This window comes from Streptococcus sp. SCPM-O-B-23252 (M501), from assembly GCF_058200355.1.
Genome location: NZ_JBYQGS010000002.1, coordinates 19,075 through 36,288, shown reverse-complemented (window position 1 = coordinate 36,288; position 17,214 = coordinate 19,075). Strand labels below are relative to the sequence as shown.

Below are 17,214 nucleotides of genomic sequence, written 5' to 3'. Positions count from 1 at the left end.
CGTGTCTAAAATTACAACTAGTTTATTTCAAGAAATGGTCCAAGCAGGGGCTACTCGCTTAAATAAACAAGCCGAGTATGTCAATTCATTGAACGTTTTTCCTGTACCAGATGGTGATACTGGAACCAACATGGGGATGACCATTGAAAATGGTGCAAAAGAAGTAGCCGATCGCTCTGCTTCAACTGTTGGTGAAGCAGCAAATATCTTTGCGAAAGGGCTTTTGATGGGAGCGCGTGGAAACTCAGGAGTGATTACTTCTCAGTTGTTCCGAGGATTTTCTCAAAGTGTCAAAGACAAGGATGAATTGGATGGGGCAGCTCTTGCGGCAGCCTTCCAAGCAGGGGTTGAAGTAGCCTATAAAGCGGTTATGAAGCCAGTAGAAGGAACCATCTTGACCGTTTCTCGCGGTGCTGCTATCGGTGCCAAGAAAAAAGCAGAATCTACCAATGATGCAGTAGAAGTCATGCGTGCAGCCCTTGAAGGAGCTAAAACAGCCCTTGCCAAAACACCAGATATGCTTCCAGTATTGAAGGAAGTCGGTGTGGTGGACTCTGGTGGTCAAGGTTTGGTCTTCATCTATGAAGGATTCCTATCAGCTTTGACAGGAGAATTTATCGCTTCTGAAGAATTTGTGGCGACTCCAGCAACCATGTCAGAAATGATCAACGCAGAGCACCACAAGTCCGTAGCAGGTCATGTGGCAACCGAAGATATTACCTTTGGTTACTGTACAGAGATCATGGTCGCTTTGAAACAAGGTCCAACCTATGTCAAAGACTTTGACTACGACGAATTCCGTAATTATTTGAACAATCTTGGGGATTCTCTATTAGTCGTCAACGATGATGAAATCGTCAAAGTCCACGTCCATACTGAAGATCCAGGTCTTGTTATGCAAGAAGGATTGAAATATGGTAGCTTGGTCAAAGTAAAAGTTGACAACATGCGCAACCAGCACGAAGCACAAGTTGAAAAAGAAGAACGTCAAGCGAAACCAGCTGAAGCAAAAGAATATGCGATTATTGCAGTCGTTGCGGGTGACGGTTTAGCGGATATCTTCAAAGCGCAAGGAGTGGATTACATCATCTCTGGTGGTCAAACTATGAACCCTTCAACAGAAGACTTTGTCAAAGCTGTTGAAGAGTTGAATGCGCGCAACATCATTATCTTGCCAAACAACAAGAACATCTTGATGGCGGCTCAATCTGCAGCAGAAGTCATTGAGCAACCAGCAGCAGTCGTAGAGACGAAGACCATCCCTCAAGGATTGACCAGTCTTCTTGCCTTTGATGAGAGCAAGTCGATCGAAGAAAACTACGAACGCATGAGCGCTTCATTGGAAGATGTTGTTTCAGGTAGTGTGACGACAGCCGTTCGTGATACCACTATTGATGGTCTTGAAATCCATGAAAACGACAATCTTGGAATGGTTGATGGTAAGATCGTCGTTTCCAATCCAGATATGATGGAAACCTTGACAGCAACCTTTGACAAGATGTTAGACGAAGATAGTGAAATTGTCACGATTTATATCGGTGAAGATGGTAAAGAAGAAGTAGCCAATGACTTGGCTCAAAACTTGATGGCTAAATATGAGGACGTCGAAGTCGAAATTCATCAAGGAAATCAACCAGTTTACCCATATTTGTTTAGCGTTGAATAATCAAAAAATTTCAAAAATAGCAGGAAAAAGAGCCAAAAAATGATTTTTTGGCCCTTTTTTTGATAAAAAAAGCTTTATGAAAGCGATTAGATAGGTGTTTTTAGACAATTTTTATTTGATATGTTATACTTTAGAAAAATAGAAATAGGAGAAAAAAGCAAATGAAAAAGGTAATCTGCTTTTTAGGAGCTTTGCTTTTTGTGATGACGGGTTGTGCTACTAAGTCCCAGTCCACAGAAACATCAAAAAGCTCAACCACTACTTCGATAGAAAAAAGTGAAACTGTTACCAGTGAGGCAAAGGAAGAAACCAAGGTTCTCACTGCAGAAATCAATGGCAATCAACATCGCTACACCATCACGACAAAAGGTGATAAGGTTCAGAAATTAAAGTTAGATGTTTTATCGGCCCTACCAGAAAAAATTGCCACTAATTCAGCTAATTTAAGTCCTGAAGAAATGACAAAAATTATCAATGAAGGTTTGCAGTCAGATTCAGAATACAAGGCTCTGAAAGACACAGCTGGCTTCAGTATCGAATATAAGGTCACTCCAGAGAAAAAATTAGCCTCAACAGTCTCTGTTGATATGGAAACCATTGATTGGGACAAGGTTAAAGATCTATCTTACTTTAAAGATCTTGGTATCGGTGACCTAAAAGACATCAAGGCGTCTACTGTTTTCACAGGATTAAAACTCCATGGTTTCAAAGAAGAAACCCCAGCACCATAGGTTTGGACTCTTGTCCGACCTTTTTTTATTCTCCATGACATTTGTCATGTGAGCCAGTGACAAAATCATCTAGTGGCCTGTTATTCCTTTCGCTATAATATAGTCAGAAAGTAAGAGGTAAGGAAAAATGAAACAATGGTTCTATAAAGTGTTTACGTTAACAGTGGTTGGAATGGTCGTCTATTTGATCTTTTCAAAGGATGATAGTCTCTATTACCATTTCCCTTGGGAATTGTTTGCCGGGATTGGCATCATGAGCTGGGCGGTCCAAGAAGGTCTAAAAATGGTCAAGGCTGTTAAAAAGGAGATGGAGCAATGAAAAAGAAACTTGAAATTGGATTGGTAGCTGTTTTGTGTTTGCTCCTTTGGGCAACTGAGATGATGACGGGCTGGTTTTCTGCCCATTTTCCTAGCTGGTTTTTCCAAACGGTTTGGGGAGTGACCTTGGTCGTCTATGTCATCATTCCAGCTGCCCAGATTTGGTTGAAAGGAGAGTCTCATGAGTGTCATTAGAGTAGAGAACTTGAACAAAAGTATTAAAGGAAAGGTGATCCTAGAAGATCTTTCTTTCACAGTTGAGAGAGGGGATTGCTTGGCTTTGATTGGGCCAAACGGAGCTGGGAAAACAACCTTGATGGATTGCCTCCTAGGAGATAGGAAGGTGACTTCTGGAATCATTAAAATAGAAGGAAAAGCTCCTGGTCATCCTCAGTTAAAGGATAGTGTCTCTTATCTCCCTCAAGAGAATGCCATCGTGCAAAAGCTAACCGTGCAGGAACTGATCAGTTTCTTTCGCTCCATTTATCCCAACCCTTTAACGGTCAATGACATTGATGATTTATTGCGTTTTACTCCAGAACAAAAGAAGCAATTAGCCAGTAAGCTGTCTGGTGGGCAAAAGCGTCTCCTATCCTTTGTGTTGACCTTGATTGGTCGTCCCAGTCTTCTGTTTCTGGATGAGCCAACGGCTGCCATGGATACGTCCACTCGCCAACGCTTTTGGGAGATCGTCGGGCATTTAAAGGACCAAGGTGTGACTATTGTCTATTCTTCCCATTACATCGAGGAAGTAGAGCATACAGCTGATCGGATCCTAGTCTTGCACCAGGGCCATTTGCTTCGAGATACGACACCACTAGCTATGAGAAGTGAAGAGGTAGAAAAACATTTTACTCTGCCTTTGCGATACCAAGCTCTAGTGGCAGATATGGAAGGGATTGGTCAAGTGACGGTCAAACCCGATGCCCTTCAAGTTGTGACAGGCGATGCCGATCGTTTGTGGAGGCGATTGCAGGAAGAAGGATGTTCAATCCAAGAGATCGAAGTGACCAATAGAAGTTTATTGGATTCTATTTTTGAAAATACAAAGGAAGTAGGTAGAGAAGATGAAACGCATGAAAGCTCTCGGCGTGGTTGAGTGGCATTTGACTAGACGCCAAGCCATTTATTACTTGTTATCAATTGGGATGCCCACGGCCTTTTATCTCTTCTTTTCAGGGATGTACCAGGACACACCAGGGGCACCCGCTCACTTTATGAGGGATTATCTCCTCTCCATGACGGCTTTTTCCATGATGTCTACGGCTATCTTTTCTTTTCCAACAGTTCTTGAAACCGATCGACTCAACAATTGGCAAAAAGTCTTGCGCCATACCCCGGTATCTATGGTAGAATATTATCTAATAAAGGTTGCGGGTCTCTTTGTCGATTTTCTCCTATCGATTGGAGTTGTCTTTACCGTGGGCCATGTGGTGCGCCATGTGAATATGTCCCTACAAGATTGGATTTTGTCGGCCTTTATTCTCATCCTAGGAAGCCTAGCGTTTGTGGCTTTGGGTCTGGTCTTGACCCTGCTTCCTTCTAGTCAATTGATGTCTGTTGTGGGTAATCTCCTTTACATGGGGCTCGCTGTCATGGGTGGCCTTTGGATGCCCATTAGCCTCTTTCCAGAATGGATGCAAGCCATCGGCAAATGCCTACCAACCTATCAATTGATGGAGCTGATCAAGACCTTTTTAAACAAGGGGCAGATCAATGTTGTTGCTAGTCTCTATTTAACCTTGTTTACCCTGGTCTTGTTTACCCTTGTCATTGTTTATCGTCGTCATTCTGAGGTTCGTTCATGATTGAAAAACTCAAGCGTATCCATTATATGTTTTACGCTAGCCTAGTCTTTATGGGCTTTCCCTTTATCTCTATTTTATTAGGGGAGGTCCCCTACTGGCACTTCTTTTTAGCCCTCTTGTTTATTGCTTCCTATCTAGGAGTCTTGATTACTGAAAACAAAAAGCTGACCTGGATTTGTTGGCTATACCTCCTAGCCTATGTAGCAGGAAATACTCTTTTTATTAACGCCAACTATTTTTGGTTTTATTTCTTCATCAGCAACCTATTGGTCTATCACTTTGAGATTCGCAATTTTCGCTCTCCCTATCTTTGGACAGTTTTTCTATCGCAATTCCTGCTTTTTGGGGCCATCTTTTTCAAACAGAGTGCGATGGAGTATGAATGGGTATTTTTAATCATTATTTTCTTTTTTACCCATGCCATGACCTACGGCATGATTCGGATTCGGATGGTGGAAGAGTTGAAAGCTGACCATGCCAAGCAAAATGCCCAGATCAATCTCTTGTTGGCAGAAAACGAGCGCCATCGGATTGGCCGCGATCTGCATGACAGTCTAGGACACACCTTTGCCATGCTCAGTGTCAAGGCGGACCTAGCTGATCAATTCTTAGCATTGGGTCAGGTTGAGAAGGCGCAGGAGCAGGTGCAAGAGATTCAAGCTATCAGTCAAGAGTCCATGCACCAAGTCCGAGAGATTGTGGAGAACTTGAAGCAGCGAACCCTGACAAGAGAGCTAGAAACTGTCCAGCAAATGCTAGAAGTGGCGCAAGTCAAAGTGGAGATTCAGAATGAGCTCGATACAGCTAGCATCTCGCCGATCCTAGAGTCTGCTCTGGCCATGGTGTCTCTGGAATTAGCCACTAATATGATCAAACATGCCAAAGCGACGCAGGCCTTTCTCTCTTATTGCTCCACCGAGACAGGTGTAGAAATGGTTGCAGAAGACAATGGCATCGGCTTTAGTAAAGTTTCCGATAAGGATCTGCACTCGATCCGCGAACGGATTGCCTTATTGGGAGGAGAGTTAGAGATCAGTCGTCGTCACAAGCCAACCCGCATAGAAATACGGATCCCCTATCAAGAAAGGAAATAAGATGCGCTTATTAGTTGCTGAAGACCAAAGTATGTTGCGCGATGCCCTCTGCCAGCTCTTGCTTTTGCAAGAGGATGTAGAAGAAGTCTTGCAGGCTGGAGACGGGCAAGAAGCTATTCGCTTACTCGAAACCCATCCAGTTGATATTGCTATCTTAGATATTGAGATGCCCATCAAAACAGGGCTAGAAGTGTTGGAATGGGCCAAAAGTCAACAACCCCAGCTCAAGGTTGTCATCGTTACCACCTTTAAGCGACCGGGTTACTTTGAGCGGGCCCTGAAGGCTGGAGTCGATGCCTATGTCTTAAAAGAACGCCGGATCACGGACTTGATGGGGACCCTTCATACCGTTTTGGCAGGTCAAAAAGAATATTCTCCTGAATTAATGGAGGGAATCTTGACCCATCCCAATCCTCTAAGTTCTCAGGAGCAAGCAGTCCTAAAAGAAGTCGCCAAAGGAGCTTCCAACCAAGAAATTGCTGATCGATTATTTCTCTCTAACGGGACCATCCGCAATTATATGTCAGCCATTCTGACCAAGTTAAATGCAGAGAATCGGACTGAGGCAGCAAAGATTGCCCAAGAAAAGGGTTGGTTATAAGGAAGAAAAGAGAGTGGGACAGAAATCGGTAATTGGTTAGAATTCGATTTCGTCGTCCCACCTCCGCACAGTTGAGTAGGGCTGTAAAAGCTGATGAAATCAGCGTAGTAGAGCCCACTCAACCACTGCGTCTTGCTCGACAATCCAAAGACAATTGAGAGGCTAGGACTTTTGTCCCAGCCTCTTTTTTGATTAGATTTGTCAATTTTTTAGGAGAGCTCTCATTATTCGGATTTGGATAGAAAATTCAGAAAATTTGTGATTTTTACTTGAAATATTTTCCAAAAATGATATGATAGTAGCATGCTCATTTGATAATCAAAGAAACAGAAAGGAGAGACATGGAGAAAATTACCTTAGAAACTGCAAAGACAGGTTCAGAGCTTGTGCTAGAAACGCTTCGAGATCTTGGGATTGATACCATTTTTGGGTACCCAGGTGGAGCGGTTTTGCCCCTTTACGATGCTATTTATAGTTTTAAAGGGATCAAACACATTCTTGGTCGACATGAACAAGGGTGTTTGCATGAAGCGGAAGGCTACGCCAAATCAACTGGAAAGTTGGGTGTCGCAGTCGTCACTAGTGGACCTGGGGCAACCAATGCCATTACAGGTATTGCTGACGCCATGAGTGATAGTGTCCCTCTTCTTGTATTTACTGGACAGGTCAACCGTTCCGGTATCGGGAAGGATGCCTTCCAAGAGGCAGATATTGTTGGGATTACCATGCCGATCACCAAGTACAATTACCAAGTACGAGAGACAGCAGATATTCCACGGATTATTACTGAAGCGGTCCATATTGCGACAACTGGTCGTCCAGGCCCTGTCGTCATTGACCTTCCAAAAGATGTCTCTGCCTTAGAAACAGATTATGTATTCAACCCAGCAATCAACATTCCAAGTTACCAACCGACCATTGAGCCAAATGAATTGCAGATTAAGAAAATCTTGAAGCAATTGGGCAAGGCTAAGAAACCAGTCCTTTTGGCTGGGGGTGGCGTTAGCTATGCGGAAGCGGCAGAAGAATTGGTAGCCTTAGCAGAACGCTATCAGATCCCTGTAGTGACTAGCCTTTTAGGTCAGGGAACGATTGCGACAAACCATCCTCTCTTCCTTGGAATGGGTGGGATGCACGGATCCTTTGCGGCCAACATTGCCATGACCGAAGCGGATTTCATGATCAGTATTGGCTGTCGTTTCGATGACCGTCTGACAGGAAATCCAAAGACCTTTGCGAAGAATGCCAAAGTCGCTCATATTGATATTGACCCAGCAGAGATTGGTAAAATCATTGCAGTCGATATTCCCGTCGTTGGCGATGCGAAGAAAGCTCTACAACAATTGTTGGCAGAGCCAGTCGTTCACAACAATACGGAGAAATGGATCGAGAAGGTCACAAAAGATAAGAACCGGGTTCGTTCTTACGATAAGAAAGAACGCGTGGTCCAACCCCAAGCAGTTATTGAACGCGTGGGTGAGTTGACCAAGGGGGATGCCATCGTCGTGACAGACGTTGGCCAACACCAAATGTGGGCAGCTCAGTACTACCCATATCAAAACGAACGGCAATTAGTGACTTCTGGTGGTCTAGGGACCATGGGATTCGGTGTACCAGCTGCAATTGGTGCTAAGATTGCCAATCCAGACAAAGAAGTCGTGCTCTTTGTCGGAGATGGTGGCTTCCAGATGACCAACCAAGAATTGGCAATCTTGAATGTTTACAAGATTCCGATCAAGGTCATCATGCTCAATAACCATTCACTTGGGATGGTTCGGCAGTGGCAAGAAGCCTTCTATGATGGACGAACATCAGAGTCCGTCTTTGAAACCTTGCCAGACTTCCAATTGATGGCGCAAGCCTATGGGATTAAGAACTACAAATTTGACAATCCCGAGACCCTCGAGAAGGATTTGGAAGTCATTACCGAAGATGTACCAATGTTCATCGAGATTGACATTTCTCGGAAAGAACACGTTCTACCAATGGTACCAGCTGGTAAGAGCAATCATGAGATGTTGGGGGTGAAGTTTAATGCGTAGAATGTTAACAGCCAAACTTCAAAACCGGTCTGGGGTTCTCAACCGCTTTACCGGTGTCTTGTCTAGACGACAAGTCAACATTGAGAGCATCTCAGTGGGAGCGACAGAAAATCCGAATGTATCGCGGATTACCATCATCATCGATGTTGCATCTCATGATGAAGTCGAACAAATCATCAAGCAACTCAATCGCCAGGTCGATGTAATTCGCGTCCGAGACATTACAGATAAACCTCACCTAGAGCGTGAAGTTATTCTGATCAAGGTCTCTGCACCAGCAGAGAAACGAGCAGAATTGTTGGCTATTATCCAGCCCTTCCGCGCGACTGTGGTTGACGTGGCTCCAAGCTCCATCACCGTGCAGATGACAGGAAATGCAGAGAAGAACGAAGCTCTCTTGCGTGTCATTCGTCCTTATGGGATTAAAAATGTCGCACGGACTGGTGCAACTGGCTTTACCCGCGATTAAAATCCAACCTAAATTTGTTAAAACAGCCTAAGAGGCAATAAAAATAGAAAAGAGAGAAAAAACTATGGCAGTTCAAATGGAATACGAAAAAGATGTAAAAGTAGCAGCACTTGACGGTAAAAAAATCGCCGTTATCGGTTATGGCTCACAAGGTCATGCCCACGCTCAAAACTTGCGTGACTCAGGTCATGATGTGATTATCGGTGTACGTCCAGGTAAATCTTTTGATAAAGCAAAAGAAGATGGTTTTGATACTTACACAGTAGCAGAAGCAACTAAATTGGCTGATGTCATCATGATCTTGGCTCCAGACGAAATCCAACAAGAATTGTACGAAGCAGAAATTGCTCCAAACTTGGAAGCTGGTAATGCTGTTGGATTTGCACATGGTTTCAACATCCACTTCGAATTCATCAAAGTTCCTGCAGATGTAGATGTCTTCATGTGTGCGCCTAAAGGACCTGGTCACTTGGTACGTCGTACGTATGAAGAAGGATTTGGTGTTCCTGCGCTTTACGCTGTCTACCAAGATGCTACAGGAAATGCTAAAGATATCGCTATGGACTGGTGTAAAGGTGTTGGTTCAGCACGTGTTGGTCTTTTGGAAACAACATACAAAGAAGAAACTGAAGAAGATTTGTTTGGTGAACAAGCCGTTCTCTGTGGTGGTTTGACTGCCCTTATCGAAGCAGGTTTTGAAGTCTTGACGGAAGCTGGATACGCTCCAGAATTGGCTTACTTTGAAGTACTTCACGAAATGAAACTCATCGTTGACTTGATCTACGAAGGTGGATTCAAGAAAATGCGTCAATCAATTTCAAACACTGCTGAATACGGTGACTATGTGTCAGGTCCACGTGTCATCACTGAACAAGTGAAAGAAAACATGAAAGCCGTTCTTGCGGATATCCAAAATGGTAAATTCGCCAACGACTTTGTGAACGACTACAAAGCTGGTCGTCCAAAATTGACTGCTTACCGTGAACAAGCGGCTAACCTTGAAATCGAAAAAGTTGGTGCTGAATTGCGTAAAGCAATGCCATTCGTTGGAAAAAATGACGACGACGCCTTTAAAATCTATAACTAATGAGGTGATGGTGAAGTTGGGAGAAATCCCAACTTCTTTTTCATCAATAGCAGAGATGGATTGGAAGGTATTTTCAACCATTTAGCAGAATCTGTATGAAGAGACGTGGCATATCGAACATTTTGGGTGATTTTTCTGAAAATTTGGAAAACACGCTGAAATTTTTGCAGTCTTTTGATATAATTAGATGAAATAAGGAGAAGAAGAGGAAGACCATGATAACATCGAAAGATATCATAAAAGCCCACAAGGTCTTAAAGGGTGTGGTTGTTGAGACTCCCTTAGATTATGATCATTATTTATCCGAAAAGTATGGAGCAAAAATCTATTTAAAGAAGGAAAATGCGCAACGGGTTCGTTCCTTTAAGATTCGTGGAGCCTACTACGCGATTTCTCAGTTACATGCGAAAGAGAGAGAACGAGGAGTGGTCTGTGCCTCAGCGGGCAACCACGCTCAAGGAGTTGCCTACACCTGCCGGGAGATGAAAATCCCAGCGACCATCTTTATGCCGATTACGACACCTCAGCAAAAGATTAGCCAGGTTCGTTTCTTCGGTGGAGAATATGTGACCATTAAATTAGTAGGAGATACTTTTGATGCTTCTTCTAAGGCTGCGCAGGAATATACCGAGCTTAAAAACTGTACCTTCATTGATCCATTTGATGATGCCAATGTCCAAGCAGGTCAAGGAACTGTAGCCTACGAAATTCTAGAGGAAGCTAAAAAAGAGTCCATCGACTTCGATGCGGTGTTAGTACCAGTTGGTGGAGGTGGCCTCATCGCCGGAGTATCTACCTATATCAAGGAACAAGCGCCGGACATCGAGGTTATTGGAATTGAAGCAGATGGGGCTCGGTCGATGAAGGCAGCCTTTGAAGCTGGAGGCCCGGTAAAACTCAAACAGATTGATAAGTTTGCGGATGGGATTGCTGTTCAAAAGGTAGGCCAGTTGACTTATGAGGCAACGAAAAAAAATGTTGAGACCTTGATTGGCGTCAACGAGGGCTTGATCTCTGAGACCTTGATTGATCTTTATTCTAAGCAAGGCTTGGTTGCAGAACCAGCTGGAGCTGCCAGTGTAGCGGCTTTAGAAGTGTTGAGAGAGTATATCAAAGGAAAGACCATTTGCTGTGTGATTTCTGGGGGGAACAATGATATTAACCGGATGCCAGAGATGGAAGAGCGAGCTTTGATCTATGATGGTATCAAACACTACTTTATCGTCAACTTCCCGCAACGTCCAGGAGCTCTTCGAGAATTTGTAAATGATATCTTAGGACCAAATGACGATATCACGCGGTTTGAGTACATCAAACGAGCAAGTAAGGGGACTGGCCCAGTCTTGATTGGGGTTGCTTTGGCAGATAAGCATGACTATGCAGGTCTGATCAATCGGATTGAACAATTTGACCCTTCTTTCATTAACCTAAATGGAAATGAAACCCTCTATAACATGTTGGTATGATGGCTTCTTTAACAAAGAGTCACTTCAAAAAAGTAATAAAATATAAAGGAGAATCAGGAAATGATTTGGATTTTTCTATTGGCTATTCTAGTAGTTGGAGCTACTGTATTCATTAGCTCACTCTATGTGGTGAAACAACAATCTGTTGCGATTATTGAGCGTTTTGGACGCTACCAAAAGATCAGCAACAGTGGGATTCATGTCCGTGCACCATTTGGTATCGATAAAATTGCTGCGCGTGTGCAATTGCGTCTCTTGCAAAGCGAGATTGTAGTTGAAACTAAGACACAAGATAACGTATTCGTTACCATGAATGTCGCGACACAATACCGCGTAAATGAAAACAATGTAACGGATGCTTACTACAAATTGATGCGTCCAGAAGCTCAGATCAAATCTTACATCGAAGATGCCTTGCGCTCCTCTGTTCCAAAGTTAACCTTGGATGAATTGTTTGAGAAAAAGGATGAAATCGCCCTTGAGGTTCAAAAACAAGTAGCTGAAGAAATGTCAACCTACGGGTATATCATTGTAAAAACCTTGATTACCAAGGTTGAACCAGATGCTGAAGTCAAGCAGTCAATGAATGAGATCAACGCTGCTCAACGGAAACGTGTGGCTGCCCAAGAATTGGCTGAAGCGGACAAGATTAAGATTGTTACCGCAGCCGAAGCGGAAGCTGAAAAAGATCGCCTTCACGGGGTCGGGATTGCAGAACAACGGAAGGCTATTGTAGATGGTTTGGCAGATTCTATCAAGGAATTGAAAGACACCAATGTGAATTTGACAGAAGAACAGATTATGTCGATTCTTTTGACCAACCAATATTTGGATACTTTGAATAACTTTGCAGAAAAACAAGGCACCAATACCCTCTTCTTACCAGCAAATCCGGATGGCGTAGAGAATATTCGCACCCAAATCCTCTCAGCTTTAAAAGCTAAATAACAAAATATCTGACTTTTTTAAAATTGTTCGTATTTTCAGTTATTATGGTTGACAAAATATGCAAAAAATTTTATATTAGTATTGGAAATAATAATATAGGAGAAGAATCATGGCTAAATCGAACTTCGAAAAAGTGGAATCAGTTGTTGGTTGGGTACGTGATAAAAAGATCACTGGCTATCGTATCAGTAAAGAAACGAATGCCCGTGAAATGTCTATCATTGCACTTGCGCAAGGTCGTGCAAAAGTGAAGAACATTTCGTTTGAAACTGCGCTTGGCTTGATCGATTTTTATGATAAGAATCATCAAAAATTCGAAAATTAAACTTAGATATAAAAAAGAAGGGAAAAAGCTTCCCTTCTTTTTATATAGTATAAATCAGGATATCGTAGGAAAGTATCACTAGCTTACTTCATATCTATCAAAGGATTTCAACAAGTTTATGTGTGGAATCGTGCTTTCAATTGATGGTATTTAAAAACTCCCTCATCGGAAGGATTTCCAGTGAGGGAGTTTGTTTTAGTTTAAGAAACGTTGTAAGAATTCTTTGGTCCGTTCTTCTTTTGGATTGGTAAAGATTTCTTTCGGATCACCTTGTTCAGCGATGACCCCCTTGTCCATAAAGATAACACGACTTGAGACATCGCGAGCAAATTCCATTTCGTGGGTTACGACGATCATGGTCAAACCTTCTTTAGCGAGGTCCTGCATGATCTTCAAAACTTCCCCAACCATTTCAGGGTCCAGGGCGGAAGTTGGTTCATCAAAGAGGATGGCATCAGGATCCATGGAAAGGGCACGCGCGATAGCGACCCGTTGCTTTTGACCACCTGAAAGTTGTTTCGGACGGGCAGCCCAATATTGAGATCCCATACCGACTTTTTCAAGGTTTTCTTTGGCAACTTTTTCTGCGGTTTCACGATCACGCTTGAGGACGGTCGTTTGTGCAACGATCGTATTTTCCAAGACATTTAAATTTTCGAAGAGATTAAAGCTTTGGAAAACCATCCCTAATTTCTCGCGGTAGTGGGTAAGATCATACTCAGGATCAAGAACATTTTGTCCACGATAGAGAATCTCTCCAGCTGTAGGAGTTTCTAGAAGATTGATGGAGCGAAGGAAGGTTGATTTTCCGCTACCAGAGCTCCCTATGATGGAGATCACCTCTCCTTTTTCAACCGTAAGGGAAATATCTTTCAAAACCTCATTTTGACCATAAGATTTTTTTAAATGTTGGATTTCAAGAATTTTTTCTGCCATTATTTCACCTCATTGACTTGCATTTGATTGGCACCTGTAGTATAAGTATCAGAATCTAAGCGACGTTCAATGTAACGAAGGATACGGGTGATAGTGAAAGTCAGGATAAAGTAAATAACCGCAATAATAGTAAAGGTTGGGAAGTATTGGTAGTTTTGAGTTGCGACCGTATTTCCTGTAAAGTAAAGTTCGACCACAGAGATAACATTCAAGACAGATGTGTCCTTGATGTTGATGACAAATTCATTCCCTGTCGCTGGCAAGATATTCCGAACGACCTGAGGAAGGATGACCTTGCGCATGGTTTGTCCATGGGTCATTCCTAGAGCAGTCGCTGCTTCAAACTGACCAGTATCCACTGCCAAGATTCCTCCACGAACAATCTCACTCATATAAGCCCCTGTATTGATCGAAACGATAAAGATGGCGGCCCAGGTACGATCCAAGGAAATGTTGAAGGCTTGGGCCGAACCGTAGAAAATAACCATGGATTGAACGATCATCGGAGTTCCGCGGAAGATTTCAATGTAGACATTGAGGAACCAACCAAAGAATGATTGCAAGGCAGCGAGAGCCTTGTTTTTAGACGTAGGAGCAGTCCGGAAGACACCGATTAACAAACCGATGATCAAACCAGCGATTGTCCCTGTCATGGAGATGAGGAGGGTCATACCAGTTCCACGTAAGAACTGTGGGCCATTATCTTTCAAAATCTTCATCATTTGGCTGAAGAAAGTCTGCTCATCATCGCTAGCATCACTGGAAGCGGGTTGCTTCTTGATCATATCATCCATGAGTTTGACTTGGTCTTCAGATGAAATCTTAGCTAGTGTAGCATTGACTTGGTCAATTCGACTGTCCCCTTTCTTCATCCCGATAGCGATGGTTGCATCTTCCTCCCCAACTTCAAAACCTTTTTTGAATTGGATCATCTTAAATTTTGAATTAGCGGACTCAGCTGTCAAGGCTTCTGGACGCTCAGAAACATAGGCATCGATAACACCAGATTCTAAAGCTTGACGCATCTGGGCAAAATCACCCATTGCAGTTTCTTGTTTTGCACCCTTGAGTTGGGAGATGAGAGAGTAGAGGTAGACCCCTTGTTGAGAGGTGACCTTTGCATCCTTAAAGTCATCTAGACTAGAGGCATTCGCATAGTTTCCATCTTTGCGGACCAGCATGACTGGCTCACTAGTATAGTAGCTATTAGAAAAAGCAACCTCTTTTTTGCGCTCAGCAGTAGGACTCATCCCGGCGATAATCATATCGATTTTCCCAGAAGTGAGGGCTGGAATTAGTCCGTTCCAAGATGTTTTTACGATCAGAGGTTTTTTACCTAGTCCCTCAGCAACCTTTTTGGCGATTTGAACATCGTACCCGTTGGCATATTGATTGGTGCCATCAATCTTTACGGCTCCATTTGAATCATCTTCTTGAGTCCAGTTGAAAGGAGCATACGCAGCCTCCATTCCAATCCGGAGATACTCATCTGCTTTGACAATATGGCTCATTCCCAGACACAAAAGTAGTCCGGTAAAGAGAGCATAAATTGTTTTTTTCATGTAGTCTCCTCTTCCTTTATAAATAGTATCATCTTATTGTACAGGAAATTGGTCTACTTTTCAAACCTGATAACCTTTTCATGAAAAAATGCTATAATAAACCAAAGGAGTATAGGGGAAATGAAAAAAATTCTGTATGTTCTATTGGCAGTGATGGCCTGTCTATTTATAACAGGTTTTGTAAAAGCGGATGGTCCTTCCTATGAGGTTCAGTCTTATCGGGGGACTCTTACCTTGGAAACTTGGGACGATGCTACCTATGAGGAAGAATTGGTCTATCATTTTACAACTTCCTATAATGGTCAATATGTCACCTTGGGAAGTGCGGGTAAAATGCCTCAAGGTTTTGAAATAGTAATTCCTCCTTTGGTGGAAGTGGAAGGTAGAACCTTGTCGCAAGAACCAGAAGTTCATAATTTAGGCGATGGTTATCAGGTGAAGATTTATAACGGCGGAAGTGCAGGGGATACTGTCAAGATAAAGGTTACCTGGCGCTTAAAAAACCTGCTCTATGTTCACCAAGATATCCTATTATTGAACTGGAAACCAATCAGTGATGGGGATCAAGAGGTCAAAAAAGTAGAGTTACAGGTTATCCCGAAATTTGCCACGCCTGCCTCGAAATCGGAACTGAATATCCATACGGCTTATATGGGGGCTGAGGCAACTGTTCAGAAAGAAGAAGCAAACTATAAGGCTACTCTAGAGAATCTGAAACGAAAAGAAGGTGTTGAGATTTATGCTTACTGGCGGAAATCGGATGTAGCTTCCTTTGGGGAATCCTATCGCGATACAGGTTTGATGGAGGAGTCCAACTATCATCGGACGGAAGCAGGAATTGTTCAAAAACGGACCTGGATTCGCCTATTTATGAAGGTCCTACTCCCAATCCTTATTCTGTTCATCCTTCTTCTTGCTATTTATTATCGTTATCGATTCATGCAATCTGTGACTTCTACCAGAGTTTTCCCAAAAAATAGCCGCTTGTATGAGATTCCAAATGACGTTGCGCCTCTACTAATGGCCTCGATTGTATACTCTACAGAGCTAGATGAGATTTCTCCAACCAAAAAACATGCTCGGGGCGCCTTTAAATTTGATCAGTTGGTGCAAGCAACCTTACTTGATTTGATTGATCGAAAAAATATCATCTGTGAGCAATACGACACTCATACAGTTTTAACCATTCAAAATGAAGATACATTGGATGAATTTGAGCGCGAGTTTCTTAGACTTGCTTTCGGTTCTCAAAAATATTGTAGAACAGATGACTTGTTTTCAGATTATGAAATTTCGGATTCTCTCTATAAATATGCGTCTGAGAAAGAGCAAGATGCCATTCGCAAGAGAGGAAAACAAGCGCAAGATCGGATTGATGCAGCGATTTCTCGTGTCGCTCAGGCAGTTCAACAAAAGATCCAAACCTTTGCCCTTTCTCCTTACTACCGTCCTTTAGAGGTAGGGGAGGAACGTGCAGGCCGTATGTGTCTCTTCTTTGGATGGGCTGCGTGGAGCATTGCTTTGGTAGCCGGCCTAATTGCTTATTTCATCTTGAATTGGCTCTCTATCTTTTGTGTGATCTATGTGTTGATAATGTGGATTCTTCCGGCATCCTTCCAAGGGAAGTTCACCCTCTATCGACGGGATGGAGTCCCAACGGACCTCGGTGCAGAACAGCGCTATTACTGGGATAGCTTCCGTAATATGTTGCGGGATATCGCTCATTTGGAAGAAGCAGAAGTTCAATCGCTGGTTTTATGGAATCGCTTATTAGTCTATGCTACTCTGTTTGGTTTTGCAGATCAAGTAAGTAAAGTGATGAAACTTCGTCAAATCCACTTGGATAACCCAAGTATGGATGCCTATGTCTACACTCCATTTCGTAGTAATCTGATCCATTCCAGCCATCTCTTATCTACTTATGGAACGACCGCGACAACTGCTAGTCATTTTACAGTGTCTTCAAGCGGTAGTTCTGGTGGTGGCTTCTCTGGTGGCGGTGGTGGCGGTGGTTTCGGTGCTTTTTAGAGTCGCACAAGTGCTAGCTAGCCACAGTTGTAGTTACAATTTTAAAGAAGTGAGGTAGGATCTACCTCACTTTTTTTAGTCTATGCATCCTTGCAAGCACATCTGGTTCTATGGCTAGAAATGTGTTATAATA

Annotated in this window: 17 protein-coding genes; 15 read left to right on the top strand and 2 right to left on the bottom strand. The window is 42.9% G+C overall.

What is annotated here, in order from left to right; genetic code table 11:
• The first annotated feature begins 1 nt into the window (after position 1).
• The 14 genes from AC3E6G_RS06520 (at position 2) to AC3E6G_RS06455 (ending at position 12,555) form a co-directional block, all read left to right on the top strand.
• The gene (locus AC3E6G_RS06520; protein ID WP_048691480.1) at positions 2–1,666 is read left to right on the top strand and encodes a DAK2 domain-containing protein; all 1,665 of its coding nucleotides are present in this window, start codon (positions 2–4) and stop codon (positions 1,664–1,666) included.
• 161 nt (positions 1,667–1,827) lie between these two features.
• Positions 1,828–2,397, top strand: coding sequence for an SP0191 family lipoprotein (locus tag AC3E6G_RS06515; RefSeq protein ID WP_154854537.1), 570 nt, complete (start codon positions 1,828–1,830; stop codon positions 2,395–2,397).
• 127 nt (positions 2,398–2,524) lie between these two features.
• Positions 2,525–2,716: a hypothetical protein gene (locus tag AC3E6G_RS06510; protein WP_023027681.1), complete on the top strand. Its 192-nt coding sequence runs from the start codon at positions 2,525–2,527 to the stop codon at positions 2,714–2,716.
• A complete protein-coding gene (locus AC3E6G_RS06505) occupies positions 2,713–2,910 on the top strand; it encodes a hypothetical protein (protein ID WP_154854541.1) in 198 nt (65 codons plus the stop codon). The genes AC3E6G_RS06510 and AC3E6G_RS06505 overlap by 4 nt, the downstream gene beginning before the upstream one ends.
• Positions 2,897–3,814 (top strand): ABC transporter ATP-binding protein, encoded by a 918-nt coding sequence (locus AC3E6G_RS06500; RefSeq protein WP_414279862.1) that lies wholly within the window; start codon positions 2,897–2,899, stop codon positions 3,812–3,814. Before AC3E6G_RS06505 ends, AC3E6G_RS06500 begins: the two co-directional genes overlap by 14 nt.
• Positions 3,783–4,523 (top strand): ABC transporter permease, encoded by a 741-nt coding sequence (locus AC3E6G_RS06495; RefSeq protein WP_287516647.1) that lies wholly within the window; start codon positions 3,783–3,785, stop codon positions 4,521–4,523. Before AC3E6G_RS06500 ends, AC3E6G_RS06495 begins: the two co-directional genes overlap by 32 nt.
• On the top strand, positions 4,520–5,617 hold the full coding sequence (locus tag AC3E6G_RS06490; protein ID WP_048714776.1) for a sensor histidine kinase: 1,098 nt from the start codon (positions 4,520–4,522) through the stop codon (positions 5,615–5,617). The genes AC3E6G_RS06495 and AC3E6G_RS06490 overlap by 4 nt, the downstream gene beginning before the upstream one ends.
• 1 nt (position 5,618) lies before the next feature.
• Positions 5,619–6,218 carry a response regulator transcription factor gene (locus tag AC3E6G_RS06485; RefSeq protein ID WP_129270464.1) on the top strand — a complete coding sequence of 200 codons (600 nt, stop codon included), beginning with the start codon at positions 5,619–5,621 and terminating at the stop codon, positions 6,216–6,218.
• Positions 6,219–6,559: 341 nt separating this feature from the next.
• A complete protein-coding gene (locus AC3E6G_RS06480) occupies positions 6,560–8,260 on the top strand; it encodes an acetolactate synthase large subunit (protein ID WP_048788759.1) in 1,701 nt (566 codons plus the stop codon).
• Complete coding sequence (gene ilvN, locus AC3E6G_RS06475) at positions 8,253–8,729, top strand: acetolactate synthase small subunit (RefSeq protein WP_006594976.1); 477 nt, start codon at positions 8,253–8,255, stop codon at positions 8,727–8,729. The genes AC3E6G_RS06480 and ilvN overlap by 8 nt, the downstream gene beginning before the upstream one ends.
• Before the next feature lie 64 nt (positions 8,730–8,793).
• Positions 8,794–9,816, top strand: coding sequence for a ketol-acid reductoisomerase (gene ilvC / locus AC3E6G_RS06470; protein WP_023027688.1), 1,023 nt, complete (start codon positions 8,794–8,796; stop codon positions 9,814–9,816).
• Positions 9,817–10,031: 215 nt separating this feature from the next.
• Positions 10,032–11,282, top strand: a complete 1,251-nt coding sequence (ilvA, locus tag AC3E6G_RS06465) for a threonine ammonia-lyase IlvA (RefSeq protein WP_195324786.1) — start codon at positions 10,032–10,034, stop codon at positions 11,280–11,282.
• Positions 11,283–11,342: 60 nt separating this feature from the next.
• Entirely contained in the window at positions 11,343–12,230 is an 888-nt protein-coding gene (locus AC3E6G_RS06460; protein WP_023022202.1) for an SPFH domain-containing protein, read from the top strand.
• A gap of 109 nt (positions 12,231–12,339) precedes the next feature.
• Positions 12,340–12,555, top strand: a complete 216-nt coding sequence (locus AC3E6G_RS06455) for a capsule biosynthesis transcriptional regulator (RefSeq protein ID WP_006594972.1) — start codon at positions 12,340–12,342, stop codon at positions 12,553–12,555.
• A 195-nt stretch (positions 12,556–12,750) separates the two neighbouring features.
• On the opposite strand, the gene AC3E6G_RS06450 is transcribed toward AC3E6G_RS06455, so the two are convergent.
• Together AC3E6G_RS06450 and AC3E6G_RS06445 are read right to left on the bottom strand one after the other, a co-directional pair.
• On the bottom strand, positions 12,751–13,491 hold the full coding sequence (locus AC3E6G_RS06450; RefSeq protein WP_490700695.1) for an amino acid ABC transporter ATP-binding protein: 741 nt from the start codon (positions 13,489–13,491) through the stop codon (positions 12,751–12,753).
• On the bottom strand, positions 13,491–15,053 hold the full coding sequence (locus tag AC3E6G_RS06445) for an ABC transporter substrate-binding protein/permease (protein ID WP_490700694.1): 1,563 nt from the start codon (positions 15,051–15,053) through the stop codon (positions 13,491–13,493). The genes AC3E6G_RS06450 and AC3E6G_RS06445 overlap by 1 nt, the downstream gene beginning before the upstream one ends.
• 120 nt (positions 15,054–15,173) lie before the next feature.
• On the opposite strand from AC3E6G_RS06445, the gene AC3E6G_RS06440 reads away from it, so the two are divergent.
• On the top strand, positions 15,174–17,081 hold the full coding sequence (locus AC3E6G_RS06440) for a DUF2207 domain-containing protein (protein WP_048691456.1): 1,908 nt from the start codon (positions 15,174–15,176) through the stop codon (positions 17,079–17,081).
• The last annotated feature ends 133 nt before the right edge of the window (positions 17,082–17,214 follow it).